Raw genomic sequence first — 23,541 nt, 5'->3', positions numbered from 1 at the left:
ACTACTCAGAGCTGAACGGCTCTGTCACAACCTTATCCACGGTGTTCAAAAGCTAGCCTCTTCGGCATTAAAGAAAAATTCAACAAAACAGCTTTCCATGTTTTGTTGAATTTTTCTTTAATGCTTGAGGCTAAACAGCTTTTTCACAACCTCTTCATTATACCATGTTTCGTAGCGGAAAGGATGAGAGTGAGAAGGGATTTATTGTGATAGAAGACGAAAAAATGATCGCAGTTTTTTTGTTTTATGGTATACTAGCAAGGAAACGAATTCGCATGATGCGATAAAGGAGGAAGAGCCCCATGGCAGAAAAGGAGACTTTTTATATTACGACGCCAATCTATTATCCAAGTGGCAAACTGCATATTGGTAATTCGTATACAACGATTGCCTGTGATGCAGTCGCACGTTATAAGCGATTGATGGGCTTTGATGTGTTTTATCTAACTGGGGTGGATGAACACGGTCAAAAGATAGAAAAAAAAGCAGAAGAATTAGGTGTGGAACCACAAGCTTATGTGGATAAAATGGCTGCAGACGTTAAAAAATTGTGGAAAACGCTTGATATCAGTTACGATAAATTTATCCGCACAACAGATGATTACCATAAAGCAGCTGTTCAAAAAATCTTTGATCGCTTAGTTGAACAAGGCGACATTTATTTAGGTGAATATGAAGGCTGGTATTCTGTTTCTGATGAAGAGTTTTTTACTGAAACACAATTAGCAGAAGTTTATAAAGATGAAGAAGGCAATGTTATTGGTGGGAAAGCACCAAGCGGACACGAAGTTGAACTGGTGAAAGAAGAATCTTATTTCTTCCGTATGAGTAAATACGCAGATCGTCTGCTAGAATACTATAAAGAACATCCTGAGTTTATCCAACCAGAATCTCGTAAAAATGAAATGATCAATAATTTCATCAAACCAGGTTTAGAAGACCTTGCAGTATCAAGAACCACCTTTAGTTGGGGAATCCCAGTGAAAGATGATCCTAAACATGTTGTCTATGTATGGATTGACGCGTTATCTAACTACATCACCGCACTAGGCTATGGTTCAGATGACGAAACATTATTCCAAAAATATTGGCCAGCAGATGTTCATATGGTAGGAAAAGAAATCGTTCGTTTCCATACGATTTATTGGCCGATCATGTTAATGGCTTTAGATTTACCGTTACCTAAAAAAGTATTTGGTCATGGCTGGTTATTGATGAAAGACGGGAAAATGTCTAAATCAAAAGGAAATGTCGTTTATCCAGAAATGTTAGTGGAACGTTATGGGTTAGATGCGTTGCGCTATTATTTGTTACGTGCTGTACCATTTGGTTCGGATGGCGTATTTACGCCAGAAGATTTTGTTTCTCGTGTAAACTATGACTTGGCAAATGACCTTGGGAATTTATTGAATCGGACAATTGCGATGATTAATAAATATTGCGATGGGCTCGTTCCTGACTATGCTTCTTTAGTTACACCTTTTGATAGTGAATTATCAACAACGGCTGCTAACGTAGTGGGATGTTATCATGATGCCATGGAGAAGATGGAGTTCAATACAGCATTAGCTGAGATTTGGGTCTTGATTTCTCGTGCAAACAAATACATTGATGAAACAGAACCATGGGTATTAGCAAAAGAAGAAGAAAAGAAAAAAGAATTGGATAGCGTCATGATTCATTTAGCGGAATCATTGCGTATCACAGCCATTTTACTGCAACCAATCATGACAGAAACACCAACTAAAATCTTTACTCAGCTCGGATTAGATCCCGAATTAATGAATCTGGAAGGCTTGCATTTTGGTGAATTTCCTTCTGGTACAAAAGTTGTATCAAAAGGAACACCTATTTTTCCACGTTTAGACATGGAAGAAGAGATCAGCTACATTCAAGAAAAAATGTCTGAAGGAACGCAAACAAACGAAGAGTCAGTAAAATGGGATCCAGAAGAAACAGAGCTTGTTTCTAGCAAAGACAAACAAATCAAATTTGATGTGTTTGAAAAAGTGGAGTTAAAAGTAGCAGAAGTGATCAATTGTCAAAAAGTGGAAGGAGCAGACAAGTTACTGCAGTTCCGTTTAGATGCCGGAGACAGTCAAGACCGTCAGATTTTATCTGGAATTGCTGAATTTTATCCTGATCCAAGTGAATTGATCGGTAAAAAACTAGTGATTGTAGCGAATTTGAAACCTCGTAAGATGCGTGGTCAAATCAGCCAAGGCATGATTCTTTCGGCAGAAGCACCTGATGGTTCATTACAAGTTGTAGAAGCACCTAAAACCATGCCAAATGGCTCAGAAATTGCTTAGTAGCGATAAAATAGTTGTTTATATTAAGAATAGGAACAAAAAAGAAGAGCATAAAGCGCTCTTCTTTTTTTCGTTTATAAAGATAAGGCAAGTGTTGAGGGTAGAAGACATGGCTAATCCATCTTCTTAAAAGAACTAAGAATGAAAAAACACATCCTTTTTTTAGAAAAAGTTGAAGTAGATAAATGGGAACGAATGTGATGATTCTAAATGGTGCCAAGGCTCATTATTCGTTATAAAAAGCCTATTTTATCTTAGGGAATCTTTTCCTTTTTAAACGACTTGGAAGCAGTGCGGTCACTACTGTAAATGGTATGGCAAAAATATACCAAAAGACAGTTCGACCAATTCCGTATCCTGTATAAAGTTTTTTCAACATCAAATGGAACAAAATAAGGCCTACTAACAAGCTTCCGGTAACAAAATAATCATTGTTCAAATCACCAAAAGATTTTAACAGTTGGATAATGAGGGGATAGACATAAAAAAAGCCAGCAACTAACGAGAGACACCAATTTTTAGTCAAAGTTCCGATATTCACTAAGAAGAATAACACAGATAAAAGGATACCGATGGGAGGAAATAAACTGATGAAGAAAGTATAGATCATTCCCCACAGGATCATCACAGGTCCTTTGATTAAGGCAACGATCAATGTAAAAACAAAGAGTAAGAACAGTTGTTGCGGAAAATTAGCAATGGTTAATAGACCAAATAAACTCAAGGTAAACCAATGCCAAAAAGACTGCTGTTGATCCTTTCTATTGCTGATTGAATGTTTACTTAAAAATGTAGCTAATCTTGGATAGGAGCGCTTAAAATCCATGGATCAATCTCCTTTATCATCATACGAATAGTGTAACGTTTGTTTAACTAAACAACATCCGTCTAAAGAGGTATCTTTCAATAAAATTTACTGAAAAAAATGATAGCAAAATAAAATGTTCTCAGTTATACTGAATGTTATATTAAAATTCAATCGGAATAGGGGATGCGAATGAAAGGCAAGTTAAAACGTGAGATTAATTTATTTGGTGCATTAGCTACAGTAATGGGAACAGTTATTGGCGCAGGTGTTTTTTTTAAAACTGCTGCTGTAACGGCGAGTACACAATCTACCAGTTTGACACTATTGGCATGGTTATTGGGTGGTTTTTTGACAATTTGTGCTGGATTAACAGTGGCAGAACTTGCTACCGCTATTCCAGAAACTGGTGGCGCTGTAAAGTATATTGAAGCCGCATATGGAAAACTTCCTAGTTTTTTACTTGGTTGGTCCCAAAGTTTGATTTATTTCCCAGCAAATATTGCGGCGTTATCGATTATCTTTGCGACACAATTAATTAATTTACTACAGCTATCTACTGATTATTTATTGGTTATCGCTATTATTACAGCTATTTCAATTACTGGGTTAAATTTATTAGGGACTAAGGTGGGAACCACCGTTCAGTCCGCCACTTTAGTGATTAAATTAATTCCGCTCGCTGTGATTGTTATATGGGGCTTGTTGACGCCAGGTAATGGGACAGTTCAATTGTTGCCGATTGAAGCAGGAAAAGATGTTTCTTTTGCACAAGGATTAAGTAGTGCTTTATTAGCAACTTTATTTGCATATGATGGTTGGCTTGGAGTTGGTGCGATGGCTGGTGAAATGAAACGACCAGAAAAGGATTTACCAAAAGCAATTATTCTAGGACTAAGTTTTGTCACAATTGTTTACTTATTGATTAATTTTGTCTTCTTAAAAACATTGCCAATTGATCAAATTGCGGGCAATCTAAATGCTGCCTCAGATGCCTCAGGTGTTATTTTTGGTCGGATTGGTGGAAAAATTGTCACCATTGGTATTTTAATTTCTGTTTATGGTGCGTTGAATGGATACACTTTAACAGGAATACGTATTCCTTATGCGATGGCTTTAGAGAATGAACTGCCATTTAGTAACCAACTAACGAAACTTTCAAAAAAATTCACTGTGCCATATACACCAGCGATCTTTCAGTTAGTGATTGCGTGTATTATGATGAGTTTAGGTTCCTTTGACTTTTTGACAGATATGTTGATATTTGTGATGTGGTTATTTAGTTTATTGATCTTTATTGGCGTATTTATCTTAAGAAAAAAACGTCCAGAACTTCCTCGTCCTTACAAAGTACCTTTATATCCAGTGATTCCTTTAATTGCAATTTTTGGAGCAATCTTTATTTTAGGTATGACTTTGTTTACTCAGACGGTTCTGGCGATGATCGGAATTGTAGTTACTTTACTGGGAATACCAGTTTATTATTACAAAAATAGAAATAAATAAGTGCATCGTTGTGGCATAAATAGTGGAACCTGTGAAGAAAAATTTTTACAGGTTCTTTGTTTTTTTAGTAGGAAAAAACAGTTTCTCTAAAAATAATCTTTGATTTTCGTTTTTAATACTTCTGCCAAAGCGGCTTATATGCTAAAGTAATGAAGAAAAGGAGCGATGGCAGATGATATTTGATTCTCATACCCATTTAAATGCAGAACAATTCAATGAGGATATTCCAGAAACGATTGAACGAGCAAAAGAATTGGGCGTGACTAAGATGGCCGTTGTGGGATTTGATACACCCACAATAGAGAAATCTTTACAACTTAGTCATGATTATCCAAACATCTACAGTATTATTGGCTGGCATCCAACTGAGGCAGGAAGCTATACCAAAGAAATTGAAACAAAATTACAAGAACAATTGACGATGCCAAAAGTGGTGGCATTAGGAGAAATCGGCTTAGACTATTACTGGATGGAAGACCCTAAAGAAACACAAGCCACAGTTTTTCGTAGACAAATAGCAATCGCTAAAGAAATGAATTTACCGATCAGTATCCATACGAGAGAAGCCTTGGAAGATACCTATAATATTTTAAAAGAAGAAGATATTCGTGATATTGGTGGGATTATGCATAGTTTTAGTGGTGATTTTGAATGGGCTAAGCGATTTCTTGATTTAGGCATGCATATTTCGTTTAGTGGTGTCGTTACCTTTAAAAAAGCGATTGATGTACAAGAAGCGGCGATAAACGTTCCTCTTGATCGAATGTTAGTGGAAACTGATGCCCCATATTTAGCGCCAGTGCCTTATCGTGGCAAACGAAATGAACCTGGTTATACACGCTATACTGTAGAAAAAATTGCAGAATTACGTAATTTATCAGTAGAAGAAGTGGCGTTACAAACTTGGGAAAATGCGCATCGATTATTTCGGTTAAGTGAAAATGACTAAACTGAAAATTCAAGAAATCATAGTCGTTGAAGGAAAAGACGATACCAGAAGATTGCAAGAAGTAGTAGATGCCGACACGATCGAAACGATTGGTTCAGCTATCAATGAAGATATTTTGATGCAAATTGAGCATGCCCAAGAAACACGGGGCGTCATTGTATTTACTGACCCAGATTTTTCTGGGGAAAAGATTCGAAAGACGATTATGGAAGTTGTCCCTCAAGCCAAACATGCTTTTTTACCAAGAAAAAAAGCGCAACCGAAAAAACAGGGAAGCCTTGGTGTCGAACATGCAAGTGATGAGGCAATTTTAGAAGCTTTAAAGAAAGTTGTGACACCGGCTTTAGAAGAAGAAACTTCTGAGATTACTAGACAGATACTTGTAGCACATGGTTTAATAGCTGGAGCACAAGCAAAAGAAAAGCGTGAAAAATTAGGCGACGAATTGAGAATCGGGTATACCAATGGGAAACAGTTGGAAAAACGGTTAAAAATGTTTCGAATTACACCAGAAGAATTTGTACAAGCAATGAGAAAAGTGGAGGAACAAAATGAGTGAACATCGTGATATTGCGACACCCTCTAGAACAAAAGAAATTTTAGTGAAACATGGTTTTTCTTTTAAAAAAAGTTTAGGACAAAATTTTTTGACTGAACCGAACATTTTAAGAAAAATTGTTGAAACTGGTCAAATCAATGAACAGACCAATGTCATTGAAGTCGGACCAGGAATCGGTGCTTTAACGGAACAATTAGCGCGAAATGCTAATCAAGTCGTGGCTTTTGAAATTGATGATCGATTGATTCCCGTATTAAAAGATACTTTAGCCCCTTATAAAAATGTGACCGTGATTAACCAAGACATTCTAAAAACAAATTTAAATCAAGAAGCAGCGACTTATTTTGAAAAAGACTTGCCGATTAAAGTAGTTGCCAATCTACCTTATTACATTACTACGCCAATTATGATGCATTTTTTAGAATCTGAATTAGTAGTGGAGGAAATGGTTGTCATGATGCAAAAAGAAGTGGCTGATCGCATTTCTGCCAAACCTGGTACTAAAGCATATGGTTCGTTGTCCATTGCTGTTCAGTATTATATGGAAGCAACCGTGGCTTTTATTGTTCCTAAAACAGTGTTTGTTCCTCAGCCAAATGTTGATTCGGCAATTTTAAAATTAACTAGAAGAAAAAAACCAGCTATGGAAGTAAACGATGAAAAAGCCTTTTTCCGTTTAACTAAAGCAGCATTCCAACAACGAAGAAAAACATTATGGAACAACTTGCTGTCAACCTATGGAAAAGATGAAGAGACGAAATTTTGGTTGAGTCAAAGTTTAGCACAAGCCAACATTGATCCTAAACGCCGTGGTGAAACTCTTTCATTAGAAGAATTTGCTGCTTTAAGTAACGCAATGGCAAATAAATAAGATAAAAAAACGTGACCAGTCAAGTCAACCTTGACAGGTCACGTTTTTTGTTGCTTATGTGTCTTGACACTTCTGCCACTTAAAGTTAAAATAAGACGACATAAAGGTGTCAAGACAGATAAGGAGAGAAAAAAATGAAAAAAAATTCAGTTCGTTCCCTGACAATTTCTGCACTGCTGATCGGGATGGGTGTGATTATTCCAATGGTTATGCCTAAAATCATGATTCCACCAGCATCTTTTACTTTAGCTTCTCATGTACCTATATTTATTGCGATGTTTTTTTCACCCGGTATGGCGATCACGGTGGCTTTAGGAACTACTTTTGGTTTCTTTTTGACCACACCTGTCATTATTGCGCTGCGTGCATTATCACATTTGGTATTTGCCGTAATTGGAGCATTGTATCTACAAAAAAAACCAGGTATTGTGTTAAAAAATGGACAGTTTACTTTAGCAAATTGGCGATTCCAAGGATTTAACTTACTGATAGCGCTGATTCATTCGGTCGTTGAAATGCTAGTGGTTAGTGCATTCTTCTTCTTAGGAAATATGCCAGAAACTTATTATTCCCAAGGCTATTTTTATACAGTATTTATTTTAATGGGGATCGGTGGCATTATTCATAGTTTAGTTGATTACAATATTGCGTATTTTATCGCTGGAACGTTAAGTAAATATTTTGATATCCCAGTTTTTACAAAAGCAAGAAAAGCAAGCCAAACAGAGACTTCAACAAATAGAATAAAAAAAGTTGCTTAAATAATTCCTAACATAAAGGCCACTATTGATTAGGAACAATTATTGTTGTTTAGAAAAGAAAAAATAGAAGCACTCTCAGTATACAAATCTTGAGAAGGCTTCTATTTTTTCTTTTATTCAGTTCAAATGAAGTTTTTAAGAAATTTAAGGTAAACCAATGACTTCTTCTGTCTCTTTATCGAAGAAATGTCCTTTGCTGATATTGAAGGCTAAATCGACCATTTCGCCTGGTTTGTGGAAGTCACGAGCATCCACTTTAGAGATAAATTCAGTCGAACCTGTTTTTGTGTAAAGCATTGTTTCCGCACCTAATAGTTCAGAGACAACAACTTCAGAATGAACGACAGCTTCTGGTTGAGCATCCAGGACGACTTGTTCACTGTGAATATCTTCAGGACGAATACCGAAAACGACTGCTTTTCCTTCGTAACCTTTTTCGACTAAGACTTTGTTTTTACCTTCTGGGATTTTTAATTTCAGTCCATGTCCATCTGAAATCACTCCGTTGTTTAATGTAACTTGGAAAAAGTTCATCGCTGGTGAACCGATAAAACCGGCCACAAACATATTAACAGGCGTATCATATACTTCTTTAGGTGTACCGATTTGTTGAATGAAACCATCTTTCATGATGACAATACGATCAGCCATTGTCATTGCTTCTGTTTGGTCATGTGTCACATAAATAGTGGTGGTTTCTAAACGTTGATGAAGTTTAGCGATTTCAGCTCGCATTGCGACACGTAATTTTGCATCTAAGTTTGATAAAGGTTCATCCATTAAGAAAACTTTTGCATCACGCACAATTGCTCGACCTAGCGCCACACGTTGACGTTGTCCACCAGATAAAGCAGCTGGTTTACGCTTTAAATATTCCGTTAATCCTAAGATTTCAGCTGCATTTTCCACACGTTTTTTAATGTCTGCTTTGTCATACTTTCTTAACTTCAAACCAAAAGCCATATTATCAAAAACAGTCATATGAGGGTATAGTGCATAGTTCTGGAAAACCATTGCGATATCACGGTCTTTTGGAGCGACGTCATTCATGACTTTACCGCCAATACTTAATTCTCCCTCTGAAATATCTTCTAGTCCTGCAATCATGCGAAGCGTCGTTGATTTTCCACATCCAGAAGGTCCAACAAAAACGATGAACTCACGATCATCAATTGCTAGATTAAAATCTGTTACAGAATAGTTTTCTGCATTGTCATATTGTTTATATACATGTTTTAGGGCCATTTCTACCATCTTGTCATTTCCCACTCTCGCTTTGTTTTTATTTATGAACACAGTATAATTGAAAGCGTTATCTTGTTGCAATGGCAACTTGAACAAGAATTGTCTTATTTTTTGGTCAAGTTGCTAGTTAATAAGGTAGAATAAGTCTAAGAAACTTTTTTTTGAAGAGGGAAGGGAATGGTAAAGATGAAAATTGCATTAATTGCTCACGATCGTAAAAAGCCGTTAATGATCAAACTAACAACAGCCTATAAAGAGATATTAGAAAAACACGAATTATTTGCTACGGGAACGACAGGTGGGAAAATTACGGAAGCAACTGGTTTAAACGTTCATCGATTTAAGTCTGGTCCTTTAGGTGGGGATCAACAAATTGGTGCGATGATTTCAGAAGACCAACTGGATTTGGTCATTTTTCTTCGCGATCCGTTAGCGGCGCAACCCCATGAACCAGATGTGACTGCTTTGATTCGCTTGTCAGATGTCTATGAAATTCCTTTGGCTACGAATATTGGTACGGCAGAAGTTTTATTAAGAGGCTTAGAAGCAGGATTTTTAGATTTTCGTAAAGTGATTCATGAGAAAGAAAATCAGCCATTGATTGACGAATAAATTTCGTTTTTTAAAGGTGAATGACGAACGTTTTTTAGAAATGTGCAGCTATTCACGAACAAGAGGTTTGGTTTGTTTGGTAATATATGTTTTTTTATTTACAGATGAATAGCATCTATGCTATAGTTTTGCTGGGATGAGTTTCCCAAAAATAAAACAGAGTAGAAAATAAAGCGTTAAGTGCTGAGAGGATGGGATGTTGCCTCTTTGACGAAGAACTGGTTGTTCGCGGTTTTATTTTCGCATTCGCTGCATATATGATGTAGCAGCTCTTAAAGGAGATGCTAAGAAATGAAGAAAAATCGATTAGACGCACGCATGATTGCTATCATGGGGTTATTGATTGCCTTAATGGTGACGTTATCCCGATTGGTATCAATCGAAACCCCTTTTGTCAAAATCAGTGTTACATTTATTCCACAGATGATTATGGGGATTTTATTTGGTCCTTTTTGGTCTGGAATAGGAGGAGTATTAGCTGATTTAGTCGGAATGGCCTTATTTTCAAAAACAGCTTTCTTTATCGGATTTACTTTAAATGCTTTTATTGAAGGCGCGATTTATGGTTTCTTTTTTTACCGAAAGGAAATTACTTGGAAAAATACGTTATTTGCCACGTTAACAGTTACGCTAGTGATTAATTTGATCTTAACACCTCTGTGGCTAGCAATGATGTATCATGTGCCATTATTTAGCTGGATTGTCTGGGCGCCAAGGTTATTAAAAACAGTTGTTTGGATACCGATTCAAACGATTGCGATGTATTATGTTGGGCGCAGCATACCCTATAAAAAAATATTAAGAAGTTTAGCACTTCACACAAAATAAACAAAAAAAACAGCCTTCCCATCCCAGAAGGCTGTTTTTTTATATTGTCAAAAATTCAGGAGATACAAAGAGAAAATCATTTTCTCTTTGTAGTGGCAAAATCGAATGAATACCTATAACTTAAAATTTTTTTCTTATTTCAATAGGTCATGAAAGTGATTCGCTTAAATGCCCATTCTCTTAGGATAGTAAGAAGAGTGAACAAAGTTTTTTTTATATAGTTAAAGAAGACTTGCAGTCATTTGTTCAAGCAATAGTTCACGGAATTTATTTATAAATGATAACTTTAGAAAATCAAGTTCAATTAAAATAGAAATTTTTATAATTTTTGGACCAAAAATCATATTTTACTCATTGTAAAATAATATTAGGAAGAGGTCTAGAATGATGGCATCTATCATGGAAATTTCTGAGACGTCTACAATGTAAGTAAATGGGGACGGATAGTGTCTTTCTCAAGATTTAACGAGTAAAAATAGGGATAGTAGTGATAAGAAGAGAGCGTTTTTAGTTTGCATGTTAATATTTTATTTTATAAAACTACTTATATGTACAAGGATACCATCAACAGATAAAGATAAGAGAACAAAAGAACGCGATGAAATATAAGAGGAGGATAATATAAAAAAGGAATGAGTTATGGAGGTGAATAAAGTAAATATTCCTTTTAAATAGATATTTTGTATCATGTATTTAACATCCGAACAATAGTTAGAAGGTATTTAAATAATTAAATCAAGGAGATGTTTAAACAATGAAAACAAAAAATATTTTTTCAAATATGGTACTTACAGGAGCTATTCTTTTAGGTGTATCTTTAGGTACTGCTTCACCAGCGATAGCTGCGAGCAACTCATCTATAAATCAATCTATGGAAATAAATAAAATGAATAACGTAGCTTCTGAAACAGAAAATTTAATTATAAATGGCGATTTCTCAAAAGGATTCGATGGTTGGGAATTAGCTGGAGAAAAAATTGAAATAGCAAAATTTGAACACGGGAACTACGCAAAGATGACCATAGAGGGAAATTACGGCGCACTGAACCAATCTGTTGACATTGATCCTAATGCAACTTATAGACTATTATTTTTGGGGTACAGCACTTCAACCTCTGGGAATAGTATGCTTCAGATTGATAAATGGACAGCAGCAGGAGGGGTCAGTGATGTAGAAATCGTTCCTGTTAACCATGATGGTTTATGGAAAATATATACTACTACAATAAATAATCATGATGAAAAATACAATAAAGTGAAATTGCAATTCATCAGCCGATACCCTGGTTCTTTTGGTATCACAGCTGTTTCGCTTAATAAAATAGGATGAATTTTATTAAATGGATGTTAGATATATGTAAATAAAGTAGTGAAAGTAATTTGTAGAACAATCGTTTTTCTCAAAAAGAAAACAAGTTTGGCTTTGATGTATGATGTCAAAACCAAACTTGTTTTTTGTAGGATCCTTTTTGTTTCTTAGGTATTCTTTTGCTTTTTTAGGTATTTATTCTTGTCATCTTATAAAAAATAGGTGAAGTAATTAAGAATCACTATTTTCTCAAAAGCAAGGCAGAGCCTTTTGAGAAACATTTAAAAATAGCCATTAACATGCACGTTTACATTAACTATTTTTAGTAAACTGTGCTTGATAAAGTTGATGGTAATAACCATCTTTTTGTAACAATTCATCATGTGTTCCCATTTCGACAATTGAACCTTGGTCCATCACAAGAATTTGATCGGCATTTTTGATTGTGGACAAGCGATGGGCGATTACAAAACTGGTTTTGCCTTTCATCATTGTTAAAAAGGCATCTTGGATTTTCTTTTCAGTTAAGGTATCGACAGAACTTGTTGCTTCGTCTAGGATCAACATCGGTGGGTTACTGATCATCGTGCGAGCGATTGTCAATAATTGTCTTTGACCGTCGGATATTTTAAGTCCTTGACCTCCAATTTTCGTCTCTAGCTTTTCAGGTAATCGTTCCACAAATTCATACATATACGAAGCTTTCAATGCTCGATTAATTTCTTCATCTGTCGCTTCGGGATTCCCATATTGAAGATTTTCTCTTAAAGTACTGTCAAATAACCAAGTATCTTGTAAGACCATTCCAAAACTTTTTCGCAAAGTATCTCTTTGAATATCTCGGATATCATAACCGTCAATGGTAATAGACCCGCAAGTAGTATCGTAAAAACGCATCAATAAATTGACTAAGGTTGATTTACCGGCACCTGTTTTTCCTACGATAGCGATTGTTTGTCCAGGTTTTGCGGTAAAATTGAAATTTTCAATCAAACGTTGATTGGGTTCATAAGAAAAAGACACATGATAGAATGTCACTTCTCCTTTAATTGTGGCTGGATTTAGTGCATAAGCATTTGGCTCATCAGGAGTTTCTTCTGGTTGGTCCATTAATTCAAAGGCCCGTTCTAAACCAGAAAAAGCAGTCTGAATTTGTGTCGTAATCCCAGATAATTCAATAAAAGGTTTTGAAAATTGACTCGAGTAAATCGTAAAACTTGAGATAACCCCAACTGTAATGGCAGAACCACTTCTTAAAGCAAGCAAGCCACCTACTAGACCAATGGAAAGGTAAGCGAGGTGATCAACAAAGCGAGAAGAAGGGTTGGTTAAAGAAGAAGAAAACTGTGCTCGTTGGCCTTTTTTATATAGATCTGTATTTAAGGCTTGAAACTGCTGTTGATTCATTTCTTCTTGTTGAAACGCTTTGACGATTTTTTGGTTCCCAATGCGTTCCGTCACAAAACCAGAAATATTTCCGATGATTTTTTGCTGATTGTCAAAGTCGTTTTGTGAGGCACGTGCGACTATCCAACTGACAAGAAAAATAATCGGTGTGGAGCATATGACAACTAAGGTTAACAATGGGCTAAGTCGTAACATGAAGATAAAAGACAAAACGATGATTGCCACACCAGCAAATAATTGGTTAAAGGCAGCTGAAATGGCGATAGAAATATTGTCCATATCATTGGTAAAACGACTAACGATATTTCCATGAGAATTTTGATCGTAATAACGAAGTGGTAACTTATTTAGACGAGTAAAAGCATCTTTTCGCAGTTTGGCAACTGATAAATAAGCTAAACGATTACTTAACACCTGAATCAACCACTGGCTGACGACATTAATCAACACGATTCCACCAAACAGGAATAAGAGATGGAATAATTGGGTAAAGTTTACTTGTCCTTTTCCAATCATTTGATCAATACTTTGACCAATTTGTAAGGTCATCACCACTGTTGCCACACCATTAACGATTCCTAGAAAAATCGCTATCCAAATATCTTTAGAATAAGCAGTGAGGTAAGGAGTGAATCGTTTGAGTGTTTGCCAAGATAATTTTTTTGTTTTCATTTTATTCTTCCTCCTGTGACGCGACGATTTCACGATACTCATTGGAAACTTTTAGTAGCTCCTCGTGCTTGCCTTGTGCCACAATTTGACCTTGATCCATCACAAGAATTGAATGTGCTTCTTGAATCGAACGAATACGTTGAGAAATAATAATCACTGTACTGTTCAATGAAGTTTGAAGTGCTTTTCTTAGATTCAGATCGGTTTGATAATCTAATGCACTTAAAGAGTCATCTAAAATCAATAATTCTGGTTTAGCAATCAATGCACGAGCAATCGTTAACCGTTGCTTTTGTCCACCAGAGAAATTTTTTCCGTTTTCCATCACTTTTGTTTCTAATCCTTTTGGTAATTGACGAACGAAATCTTCCACTTGGGCAATTCTTAATGCTTCCCAACATTCTTCATCTGTTGCGTCTTTTTTCCCCCATTGGAGATTCTCGCGGATCGTCCCAGTGAATAAAACAGCTGTTTGCGGTACTTGAGCAATTTGGCTTCTTAGAGAATCAAGCTTCCATGAACGAACATCCACTTCATCAAAAGAAATGGAGCCAGTGCTCACATCATAAAAACGTGGTATCAATTGCGTTAAGGTTGTTTTTCCACTACCTGTCGGACCAATGATCCCTAAAACGGTATTTCGTTTTAATGAAAAAGTAATGTCTTGTAAAGATAACCCAGATTTTTCTGTATAACGAAAATCCACGTGGTCAAATTGAACGATATTTTCTGAACGGAAATTTGGTGTCAGTGGATCAGTGGCATCTTTAATGGTATTTTCAGTTGCTAATACTTCTTTTACCCGATTACCAGAAGCTTCAGCACGAGTGAAAATGACAACCAAATTGGAAACAACAATTAAGGCTAATAACATTTGGTTCATGTAATTGATTAAAGCTAGTACTTCTCCTTGTTGTAAGTGACCAATATTTACTTTTAAGCCACCAACTGTTAATAAACAAATGATGCCGATGTTCATGATTAATGTAGTCGCTGGAGACAAAAGAGCAGAAATATTTGAAACACGCAAATAGTTTTTAGCTAATTCATCCGTATCTTGATCGAATCCTTTAATTTCCGTTTTAGTACGAGAGAAAGCACGAATAACACGGACACCGCTTAGATTTTGACTGACGGTTTCATTCAAACGATCCAGTTTTTCTTGTACTTTTTGATAAAGAGGAATGGTTTTTTTGATAATGAAAAATAGGATAATCGAAAAAATTGGCAGTAAAGCTAAGAAAAATAATCCAGCTTCCCAATCGATCACGAAGGCCATGACAACTGAACCAATACTTAAAAACGGCGCACGGATAAGTAAACGAATGACCATGGCAAGTGCTAATTGTAACTGATTGATGTCATTAGTCATGCGAGTGATTAATGTATCTGTACCAAAATGGTTTAATTCACTGTGTGAAAGGGAATTGATCTTTTTGATCAGTTGATTTCTAAGTTCAGTACCAAATCCTTGAGAAGCGATTGAGGCATAATATTGACAAATAATGGCACAAATTAAACCAATTACTGACATCGCAATCATCCATAGCCCCATTTTAATAATCACTTCGCGATTGTTCATTTTTAGACCATTGTCAATTAATGAAGCCATTAGTAGTGGCAAAATTAATTCAAAAACTGCTTCCAAGAATTTAAAAACTGGTCCTAGAATGATCTGTTTACGGTAATCTTTTGCATAACGCAATAACTGAATCATATGATTCCTCCTAAAATATATTGACCATCAGCTAAGAAGAGTTTGATTGAGAAAGAGATCAAAAAATAATTTCTGACAAGATTGAATCCTTATGGCTAAAATAGTGCGTATGATGCAGAACAAAGAATAATTAATTTTGAAAATTTTCTGCCTATTTTTTGTAAAAATTCATCTTAAAACATTGTTTACTAGTCGTTAGATTTTTCCTCAATCTAGTTCTTTCCTATGTATAAGTAGGTACTCTCACATTGTAGCTTATGAAATTTAGAATGAAAAGTGAATAAGCCTTTTCATAAATGAAACTTTGAGGTGAATGAGCAAAAAATTTTTTTATGCGTCTTTTTTCATGTGCTAATTTTTTGTTTTAAAAGAAAAATAGTGATTGACAAAATGAATGCGTTTCCTATGATTGAGGAGAGGTGAGAAAATGTTAAAGAAAGAAATCCAACACTATTTAGAAAATCAAACGGCGTTTATTGATTTGACACAGCTTAGTGAAGTATTTACAGCGCAATACCTAGCACAATATTTCAAAGTAAAACGTAATACAGTGAGTCATTACCTTAATCAATTAAATGAAGAAGGAATTTTAGTTAAAATTAATTCACGTCCTGTTTATTACTTTCATAAGAGCGCTTTTGAACAACAATTTTTTTCTTTAAGAAAAAAATATTATACCTCTCCCAAAGAAATCATAGCGGAACAACCGATTTTTGCTCGAAATAAGGATCTGTTTTCTTTAGTGATCGGTCATGATGCTAGTCTCAAAGAGAGTATCGAACAGATAAAGACGGCTCTTTTTTATCCAGACGGTGGGTTGCCTGTTTTACTGACTGGAGAAAGTGGAACGGGCAAAAGTTTTCTTGTGAATATGATTTATCAATATTGTCTAGCCTATGATTTACTACCAGAAAATGCTCCGTTTGTTACATTGAATTGTGCACAGTATGCCAACAATCCAGAACTGTTGACAAGTAATTTGTTTGGTCACGTTAATGGTGCTTACACAGGTGCCACACAAGATAAAATTGGTGCCTTTGAAGCGGCCGACGGAGGGATGCTGTTTTTAGATGAAGTCCATCGACTAAGCCCAGAAGGCCAAGAAAAGTTATTTACTTATTTGGATCAAGGAATCATCTATCGTATGGGCGAGACAAATAAGGGAAGAAAGCTAAACGTACGTCTTTTTTTTGCTACTACTGAAGAAGTTACCAATTATTTTTTGCCTACTTTTATGCGCAGAATCCCTTTTAAAATTGATCTGCCTTCTTTGAAAGCCCGTAGTAAAGAGGAACGGTTAGAATTGATTTATTCTTTTTTTCTAAATGAACAAAGAAAAATCAATCGACCGATGAAAGTGAGTGGTCAAGTGTTATCTTTATTGACACATCAAAGTTTTTCAGGAAACATTGGTGAGTTGAAAAATAGTGTGAAAGTTGCTGTTGCTAAAGCATTTGCTGAACAAAAAGAAGAAAATAATCTATCAATCAAGTTACAGCATCTCCAACGGCATCTTCTGAAAGTTCCCCACCAAGATCCTTCTTCACAAGCATCTGTATGGATCACTGATAAAAAAGAATTGCATCATTTAATCGAAAAATGGCACCCTGAACAAGAACGAATCATTCGTTGCTTCGAAACATTATTATTAACCTTTAAAAAAAATGGATCGAAGTTAGGCGACTGTGAAGAAAAACTAAAGGAAGAAGTCGTATACTTATTTGATTTTTTATTGTTTGAAACGAGTCGCCAAAAAAAGCATGAATTACTTGTTTATTGGTTACACTCGATTCGTGAAACGTTAAAACAAATGGAAAGTGCCTACCAAATTCGATTTGATGGTAATACGGTGTACGCACTAAGTTATTATCTTTATCAAAGAAGTACGGTAAAGTGGCTACCAGAAGACCAAACAATTGTACAATTGATGATGGAATTAAACCGACAGTTGGAAAACATGTATCCGGCAAATTACCATTATGCGCATCGATTGCTTGAATTGACACAAGCAAAGTTAGATTTAGAAACGACTTTATTGGATCATATCTTATTGACGATTTATTTAAGACGAACAAAATGGACAAAAGGACAAAGTCTTCCCAAAGCGATTATTGCGGCACATGGTTATGCAACAGCTAGTAGTATGGCAAACGTAGCCAATCGTTTGTTAGGTCAAGATTTATTTGAATCGTTTGATATGCCTTTAGATGTGACACCGCAACAAATTGCCGATGAGATCATTGATTACAGTAATCATCACGATCTATCTAATGGATTGATCATTTTAGTTGATATGGGTTCATTGAAAGAAATATACCAATTATTCAAAGATCAAGTGTTTGCGCCAATCGTCATTTTGAATAATGTAACGACACCCTTAGTCATAAATATTGGAGAAAAAATGCAAGAGACCACAGATCTAGAAGAACTTGTACAAGCAGCAGTAGCCTCTACAAAAGCGGAATGGAAAATGATCTATCCACAAAAAAATAAGCCAAAAGCCTTACTTATTACTTGTGTGACCGGGATTGGTACAGCAGTTCATATGAGCGAATTACTGGAAAAAAGCTTGCCGGTAAACGGATTACTAAAAATTATTCCCTATGAATATCAAGTATTGACACAAAAAAAGGCATCAGAATCTGTTTTTTCAATGTATGATGTGATCGGAATTATTGGAACGACTAATCCTAAAATTGATGCCATTCCATATCTTTCATTAGAATCGTTGATTTCAGGAGAAAAAATGGATAAGCTTGTTCAATGGTTGACGCCCATTTTTTCAATCAAAGAAAAAGAAGCATTTGGTCAGCAATTTGTTCGCCATTTTTCATTAGAAAAAGTGTTAGAGTCTGTCACGATACTTGATACAGAAAAAGTGATGACGGAGATTGAATTATTTATGCAGGAGTTAGAAATTCGTTTAGATAAACGGATAAACATGCCACAAAAAATTGCGCTTTATGTCCATGTTAGTTGTCTGATCGAACGTTTAATCAGACAAATACCGATTGAAACTTATGATGGTCAAGAACAGTTGGTGCAGTGTCAAAAAGAAACCTTAGCTCAAATTAAAGAAGCGTTTAGTGTCATAGAGGAACATTATAGTGTCATCATCCCTCTTTCAGAAGTGGCCTACATTTATGATATTCTCGTCAATGTGGACGAAAAAATTGGTAAAGAAGAAGAATTTTAAAATAAAGCAAGGTGCAGCCACTATCTTGGCACGCATCTTGCTTTATTTTTAGTGAACGTAAGAAAGAGGTGGAAAGATGGAGAGAAAAATTATTTTAGCTTCCCATGGACATTTTGCTTCTGGGATCCTAGATTCATTAGAGTTAATTTTTGGGACAAACCATTCAATTTTTGCCCTAGATTGTTATAGCACGGAAACTTTTGACTTAGCGAAAACAGTCAAGCAATTAATGGCTAAATACCAAGGACAAGAACTAATTATCATTACTGATTTGTTTGGAGGAAGTGTCAATAATGAATTTTTACAATATATTCAGCAACCAAACATTTATTTGATTGCTGGTTTAAATTTACCCTTATTGATTGAACTTGCGACAAAGATTGAAACCGCTGATTCAATCGCAACCTTGATTCATCAAGCATTGAATGATTCAAAAGCGATGCTTCAGTTTTGTAATGAAAGTATCGAAAAGAAAATAGAAGAAGAGGAATTTTAGGAGGAAGAGGAAATGATTATTTTAACAAGAGTGGATCATCGTTTACTACATGGACAGGTGGCTTTTTCTTGGACACAGTCCATCGGCGCCGACTGCATTTTGATTGCAAATGATGATGTACCAAACAATGAGATACGTAAAACAACGATCAAATTAGCAAAACCACAAGGAGTGAAGCTAGTCATCAAGTCTATTGAAGATTCAATCGTTGCTTTACAAAGCGGTGTCACCGATAAATACAAATTATTTATTGTCGTTGAATCGATCAAAGATGCGTATCAATTAGCCAAGGCATGTCCACAGATAAAACAAATTAATTTAGGTGGAATCAAAGCGAAAGAAGGCACTAGAAATTTAGGCAAAGCAGTCAATGTTTTACCTGAAGAAGAAGAGTTATTAAAACAGTTGATTATCGAGGGAGTAGAGGTAGAAATCCGCCAAGTACCAGCAGATAAAAAAATAGAAGCAAAAGAAATTTTATAAGAAAGGAAGACGAGCAGATGATCTTACAAGCCGTTCTTTTAGGGCTAGTTGCTTTTATTGCGCAATCAGAATATGCGTTAGGAACTTCCCTGCTTTCTCGTCCAATTGTGACGGGATTGTTTACAGGTATCGTTTTAGGAGATGTCAAAACTGGCATTATTATGGGTGCGACATTAGAGCTTGCCTTTATTGGTTCATTTTCAGTTGGTGCATCCATTCCACCAGATGTAGTAACGGGTGGAATTTTAGGAACAGCTTTTGCCATTACGGCAGGGGCTGGAACAGAAACAGCTTTATTATTAGGTTTGCCAATTGCAACTTTAACGCTTATTTTAAAAAATGTTTACTTAGGTTTATTGATTCCACTTATGAACCACAAAGCCGACCGTTACGCAGATGATGGGAATTACAAAGGTGTCGAACATATGCATTTACTCGCAGGATTTGGCTTATCATTGATGCTTGGATTAGTGGTTATGATTTCCTATTTGGTTGGCAGTCAAACCATTGGGAACCTTTTAGCTAAAATACCGGATTTTGTTCAAAATGGTTTAACTGTTGCGACAGGGTTAATTCCGGCACTAGGATTTGCGATGTTAGCACGATTATTAATAAATAAACAAGTTGCTCCTTACTTCTTTTTAGGTTTTGCCGTTGCTTCTTACTTGGATGTTCCAGTGACTGGTGTGGCTATTTTTGGGGCGATTTTAGCAGTAGTGGTGGTTAATATCATGAACGTCAAACAAGTGAACATTCAGACTTCAGCAGGGGAGGTAGAAGACGATGAAGACTTCTAAACAAGAAGAACATCGAATTACAAAAAAAGAATTGAATCATGTCTTTTGGCGATCGTTTCAAATGGAATTTTCATGGAACTATGAAAGACAGATGAATATGGCATATGTCTATGCAATTATTCCGATATTAAAAAAACTTTACCATACAAAAGAAGAAATGGCGGCAGCTCTTAAACGTCATTTAGAGTTCTTTAACACGACCCCTCACATTGTTACATTAATTTTAGGAATTAATGCGGCCATGGAGGAAGAAAATAAAAATGATCCAGCGTTTGATGTAACCACTATTGATAGCATTAAAACCTCATTAATGGGACCTTTAGCTGGAATTGGTGATTCCTTTTTTTGGGGCACTTTACGATTAATTGCTACCGGAGTAGGGACTTCTTTGGCCATGCAAGGCAATATTTTAGGACCGATTCTCTTTCTTTTAATTTTCAATATTCCTCATCTCTTATTTCGCTATTTGGCTACGACTTGGGGGTATCGTTTAGGAACAGGATTTCTAAAAAAAATTCAAGAAAATGGCATGATGGAAAGTTTGACATTAGGGGCATCGATTATTGGATTAATGGTTGTAGGTGCTATGACAGCGACAATGATTGATATTAATATCCCTTTAAAAATCGGGACAGGGGAAAATGCAGTGACCATCCAAAGTATCTTTGACGATATTGTTCCCAATATCTTAAGCCTAGGTGCTTTTGGTGCAGTCTTTTATTTATTGAAAAAGGAAGTCAAACCATTAATGATCTTGATTGGCTTAGCTATTTTTGGAATTGTTGGCTCTTGGATCGGAATCTTTTAGAAAAGAGGAAATCATATGTTCACCATGTTAGATTATATTCATGAAGAAAAAGAGGTTTTGTCATCAATTATGGAGACAAAGGATCAGCTAACCGATCCCTCTTATAGAAAAATGAATCATCTTTTGATTCTTGCGACAGGTTCTTCTTACAATGCTTGTCTATCTGCCAAACCTGCATTAGAAAGTTATGGCGATTTGACGATCGATATTCAAGAACCTTACCATTTTAATCATTATGGAAAACTATCGTCACAAGTTGACACAGTTATTGCTGTTTCGCAAAGTGGGAAAAGCGCTTCAACAATAGATGCGATTCGCCAAGTTCGCACTTCAAAAAAACAGACGATTGCTTTAACTGGCGATTTAAAAAGTCCAATTACAAAAGAAGTCGATCAAGTGATTGACTTAAATATGGGGATTGAAAAAGTAGGTTTTGTGACAAAAGGATATTGTGCAACCGTTCTTCAACTGATTCTTTTAGGTCTAAGAATCGGTGTGAGTAAAGGGAAACTTACAGAAAAGCAAAAAGAGGAGAAGATTCTCCAATTAAAAAAAATGATCAACCAAATTCCTCAAATTATTGAGCAAACGGAAAACTTTTTTGAAACAAATCAAGCCTTATTCCGTGTGTCAAAACGGTTTATTGCGATTGGTTATGGACCAAACTGGGGGACGGCTAAGGAATTTGAAACAAAATTTACAGAAACGGTTCGGGAGCCTTCCCAAGGATTTGAGTTAGAAGCCTACATGCATGGTCCGTATTTAGAGGCAAATCCTACCCATCTTTTGTTTTTTTTAGAAACCAGTAGCAAAAATCGTTTACGGTCCCAACGATTGGCACAATATATGGAGAACTACGTAGGGCAGACTTTTGTTTTGACAACAGATGGAGAAAACAGGAAAAATCAACTAAATCTTGATTTAACGTGTGATGAATTGATTTCTTGCTTGGCATTAGTTGTGCCAATTCAAGTTTTAGCTTATAAAATTGCAACAGCAAAAGGAATCGATTTAGGAAAAAAAATTTTTGATGACTTTGATGATGTATTAAAAAGTAAAATTTAAGAGGTGGATAATATGCTAAAATTTAACGAACAAAAACAAATCAACGATATTAATGGTGCATTAGGCTTACGCCCACAAGTGGAACAAATTATTGACGGACTCGAAGAAAATTTTGATGCTATTTACTATTTAGGTATCGGTGGTACCTATGCTTCAGCCATGCAAGCTGTTACTTATATAAATGGAAAAAGCAAGTTACCAGTCTATGTCCAACATGCGGCAGAATACTATACGACAGGAAATCAACGATTAACAGAGAAATCGATTGTGATTTTGTCTTCTGTTACAGGAACAACGCAAGAAGTCGTTCAAGCAGTGAAAGAAATCAAAAAAGTCGGCGCAACACTTATTGGCTTTATTGATACGAAAGAAAGCCCACTTGCACAATTATGCGATCATACGATTACTTACCCTTCACCAGGAACGGAACAAATCAAGTTTTTCATGGTCGCAGATCGCTTGATGCACAATAACGGGGAGTTTGAAGATTATGAAACGTATTACCAACAATTAGAAGCACACTTAGCTGTTGGATTAGTAGAAGCAGAAAAGAAAGCAGATGCGTTTGGTTTAGCATTCGCTGAAAAACATCGCCGTGATGCCATGCATTACTTTATCGGCGCAGGAAATCAGTGGGGAGCAGTTTACTCTTATGCCATGTGCTATTGGGAGGAACAAAGTTGGTTGCCTTCTAAATCGATTCATGCGGCAGAGTTTTTACATGGCACATTGGAAGTGATTGAGGAGACGACGCCAGTTACTCTATTTTTAGGAGAAGACGAACAACGAGTGTTAGCTGAACGAGTGGCAAATCTTTTACCTAGAATTTGTGCGAATTATACATTGATTGATACGAAGGAATACCCAGTGGAAGGAATTGAAGAAAAATATCGAGGCCGAGTACTTTCTTATTTACTCATGCACGCTGTGACTCAAAGAATCGATGCTCATATTGAACAATTGAATTGTCATCCATTAGAAATTAGAAGATACTATCGACAATTTGAGTATTGATAAGAGGTTGTGAGAAGGCTGTTCTGCATCAAGCAATAAGAACGAACAGAGAAAAACAGCTTCTCATGTTTTTCCTCTGTTTGGGCTTATTGTCGTAGATGCAAGCCTTCGAACACCGTGGATAAGGTT

At 35.9% G+C, this 23,541-nt stretch carries 20 protein-coding genes and 1 riboswitch; of the genes, 16 read left to right on the top strand and 4 right to left on the bottom strand.

Annotated features, from left to right (window positions below; translation table 11 throughout):
- Window positions 1–302 precede the first annotated feature (302 nt).
- Window positions 303–2,312 carry a methionine--tRNA ligase gene (gene metG, locus EVI01_RS11425; protein ID WP_146811694.1) on the top strand — a complete coding sequence of 670 codons (2,010 nt, stop codon included), beginning with the start codon at window positions 303–305 and terminating at the stop codon, window positions 2,310–2,312.
- A 244-nt stretch (window positions 2,313–2,556) separates the two neighbouring features.
- Here metG and EVI01_RS11420 read toward each other — a convergent pair whose 3' ends face one another.
- Entirely contained in the window at window positions 2,557–3,138 is a 582-nt protein-coding gene (locus EVI01_RS11420; protein ID WP_010750465.1) for a hypothetical protein, read from the bottom strand.
- Between the two features lie 171 nt (window positions 3,139–3,309).
- Between EVI01_RS11420 and EVI01_RS11415 the strand changes: the two genes are divergently transcribed.
- The 5 genes from EVI01_RS11415 (at window position 3,310) to EVI01_RS11395 (ending at window position 7,763) form a co-directional block, all read left to right on the top strand.
- Window positions 3,310–4,623 carry an APC family permease gene (locus EVI01_RS11415; protein WP_010750466.1) on the top strand — a complete coding sequence of 438 codons (1,314 nt, stop codon included), beginning with the start codon at window positions 3,310–3,312 and terminating at the stop codon, window positions 4,621–4,623.
- Window positions 4,624–4,795: 172 nt separating this feature from the next.
- Window positions 4,796–5,572 (top strand): TatD family hydrolase, encoded by a 777-nt coding sequence (locus tag EVI01_RS11410; protein WP_010750467.1) that lies wholly within the window; start codon window positions 4,796–4,798, stop codon window positions 5,570–5,572.
- Entirely contained in the window at window positions 5,565–6,131 is a 567-nt protein-coding gene (gene rnmV, locus EVI01_RS11405) for a ribonuclease M5 (protein WP_010750468.1), read from the top strand. Before EVI01_RS11410 ends, rnmV begins: the two co-directional genes overlap by 8 nt.
- On the top strand, window positions 6,124–7,002 hold the full coding sequence (gene rsmA / locus EVI01_RS11400) for a 16S rRNA (adenine(1518)-N(6)/adenine(1519)-N(6))-dimethyltransferase RsmA (protein WP_010750469.1): 879 nt from the start codon (window positions 6,124–6,126) through the stop codon (window positions 7,000–7,002). Before rnmV ends, rsmA begins: the two co-directional genes overlap by 8 nt.
- Window positions 7,003–7,136: 134 nt before the next feature.
- The gene (locus tag EVI01_RS11395; RefSeq protein WP_010750470.1) at window positions 7,137–7,763 is read left to right on the top strand and encodes a hypothetical protein; all 627 of its coding nucleotides are present in this window, start codon (window positions 7,137–7,139) and stop codon (window positions 7,761–7,763) included.
- A 144-nt stretch (window positions 7,764–7,907) separates the two neighbouring features.
- Here the strand turns inward: EVI01_RS11395 and EVI01_RS11390 are convergent, their stop codons facing one another.
- Window positions 7,908–9,017, bottom strand: coding sequence for an ABC transporter ATP-binding protein (locus EVI01_RS11390; protein WP_010750471.1), 1,110 nt, complete (start codon window positions 9,015–9,017; stop codon window positions 7,908–7,910).
- Between the two features lie 177 nt (window positions 9,018–9,194).
- Here EVI01_RS11390 and mgsA point away from each other — a divergent pair, with 177 nt between their 5' ends.
- The 3 genes from mgsA (at window position 9,195) to EVI01_RS11375 (ending at window position 11,778) form a co-directional block, all read left to right on the top strand.
- Window positions 9,195–9,620, top strand: coding sequence for a methylglyoxal synthase (mgsA, locus tag EVI01_RS11385; protein WP_025480604.1), 426 nt, complete (start codon window positions 9,195–9,197; stop codon window positions 9,618–9,620).
- Between the two features lie 155 nt (window positions 9,621–9,775).
- Window positions 9,776–9,874: riboswitch (THF riboswitch) on the top strand.
- A 37-nt stretch (window positions 9,875–9,911) separates the two neighbouring features.
- Window positions 9,912–10,448, top strand: coding sequence for a folate family ECF transporter S component (locus EVI01_RS11380; RefSeq protein ID WP_010750473.1), 537 nt, complete (start codon window positions 9,912–9,914; stop codon window positions 10,446–10,448).
- 754 nt (window positions 10,449–11,202) lie between these two features.
- Window positions 11,203–11,778, top strand: a complete 576-nt coding sequence (locus tag EVI01_RS11375; RefSeq protein ID WP_010750474.1) for a hypothetical protein — start codon at window positions 11,203–11,205, stop codon at window positions 11,776–11,778.
- 291 nt (window positions 11,779–12,069) lie between these two features.
- Here EVI01_RS11375 and EVI01_RS11370 read toward each other — a convergent pair whose 3' ends face one another.
- Together EVI01_RS11370 and EVI01_RS11365 are read right to left on the bottom strand one after the other, a co-directional pair.
- Window positions 12,070–13,836, bottom strand: a complete 1,767-nt coding sequence (locus tag EVI01_RS11370) for an ABC transporter ATP-binding protein (protein WP_010750475.1) — start codon at window positions 13,834–13,836, stop codon at window positions 12,070–12,072.
- Window position 13,837: 1 nt separating this feature from the next.
- On the bottom strand, window positions 13,838–15,553 hold the full coding sequence (locus tag EVI01_RS11365; protein WP_010750476.1) for an ABC transporter ATP-binding protein: 1,716 nt from the start codon (window positions 15,551–15,553) through the stop codon (window positions 13,838–13,840).
- Between the two features lie 427 nt (window positions 15,554–15,980).
- Here EVI01_RS11365 and EVI01_RS11360 point away from each other — a divergent pair, with 427 nt between their 5' ends.
- The 7 genes from EVI01_RS11360 (at window position 15,981) to EVI01_RS11330 (ending at window position 23,412) form a co-directional block, all read left to right on the top strand.
- A complete protein-coding gene (locus EVI01_RS11360) occupies window positions 15,981–18,749 on the top strand; it encodes a sigma-54-dependent transcriptional regulator (protein ID WP_010750477.1) in 2,769 nt (922 codons plus the stop codon).
- A 76-nt stretch (window positions 18,750–18,825) separates the two neighbouring features.
- Window positions 18,826–19,245 carry a PTS sugar transporter subunit IIA gene (locus EVI01_RS11355; RefSeq protein WP_010750478.1) on the top strand — a complete coding sequence of 140 codons (420 nt, stop codon included), beginning with the start codon at window positions 18,826–18,828 and terminating at the stop codon, window positions 19,243–19,245.
- Between the two features lie 12 nt (window positions 19,246–19,257).
- On the top strand, window positions 19,258–19,728 hold the full coding sequence (locus tag EVI01_RS11350) for a PTS sugar transporter subunit IIB (RefSeq protein WP_010750479.1): 471 nt from the start codon (window positions 19,258–19,260) through the stop codon (window positions 19,726–19,728).
- Window positions 19,729–19,745: 17 nt separating this feature from the next.
- Complete coding sequence (locus EVI01_RS11345) at window positions 19,746–20,525, top strand: PTS mannose/fructose/sorbose/N-acetylgalactosamine transporter subunit IIC (RefSeq protein WP_010750480.1); 780 nt, start codon at window positions 19,746–19,748, stop codon at window positions 20,523–20,525.
- The gene (locus EVI01_RS11340; RefSeq protein WP_010750481.1) at window positions 20,512–21,333 is read left to right on the top strand and encodes a PTS system mannose/fructose/sorbose family transporter subunit IID; all 822 of its coding nucleotides are present in this window, start codon (window positions 20,512–20,514) and stop codon (window positions 21,331–21,333) included. The genes EVI01_RS11345 and EVI01_RS11340 overlap by 14 nt, the downstream gene beginning before the upstream one ends.
- A 15-nt stretch (window positions 21,334–21,348) precedes the next feature.
- Window positions 21,349–22,398 (top strand): SIS domain-containing protein, encoded by a 1,050-nt coding sequence (locus EVI01_RS11335; protein ID WP_010750482.1) that lies wholly within the window; start codon window positions 21,349–21,351, stop codon window positions 22,396–22,398.
- 12 nt (window positions 22,399–22,410) lie between these two features.
- A complete protein-coding gene (locus EVI01_RS11330) occupies window positions 22,411–23,412 on the top strand; it encodes an SIS domain-containing protein (RefSeq protein ID WP_010750483.1) in 1,002 nt (333 codons plus the stop codon).
- Window positions 23,413–23,541: the final 129 nt, after the last annotated feature.

The organism is Enterococcus villorum, from assembly GCF_007990225.1.
Classification (GTDB): domain Bacteria; phylum Bacillota; class Bacilli; order Lactobacillales; family Enterococcaceae; genus Enterococcus_B; species Enterococcus_B villorum.
Note: the sequence above shows the minus strand (reverse complement) of the source record. Positions and strands in the feature narration are given on the sequence as shown.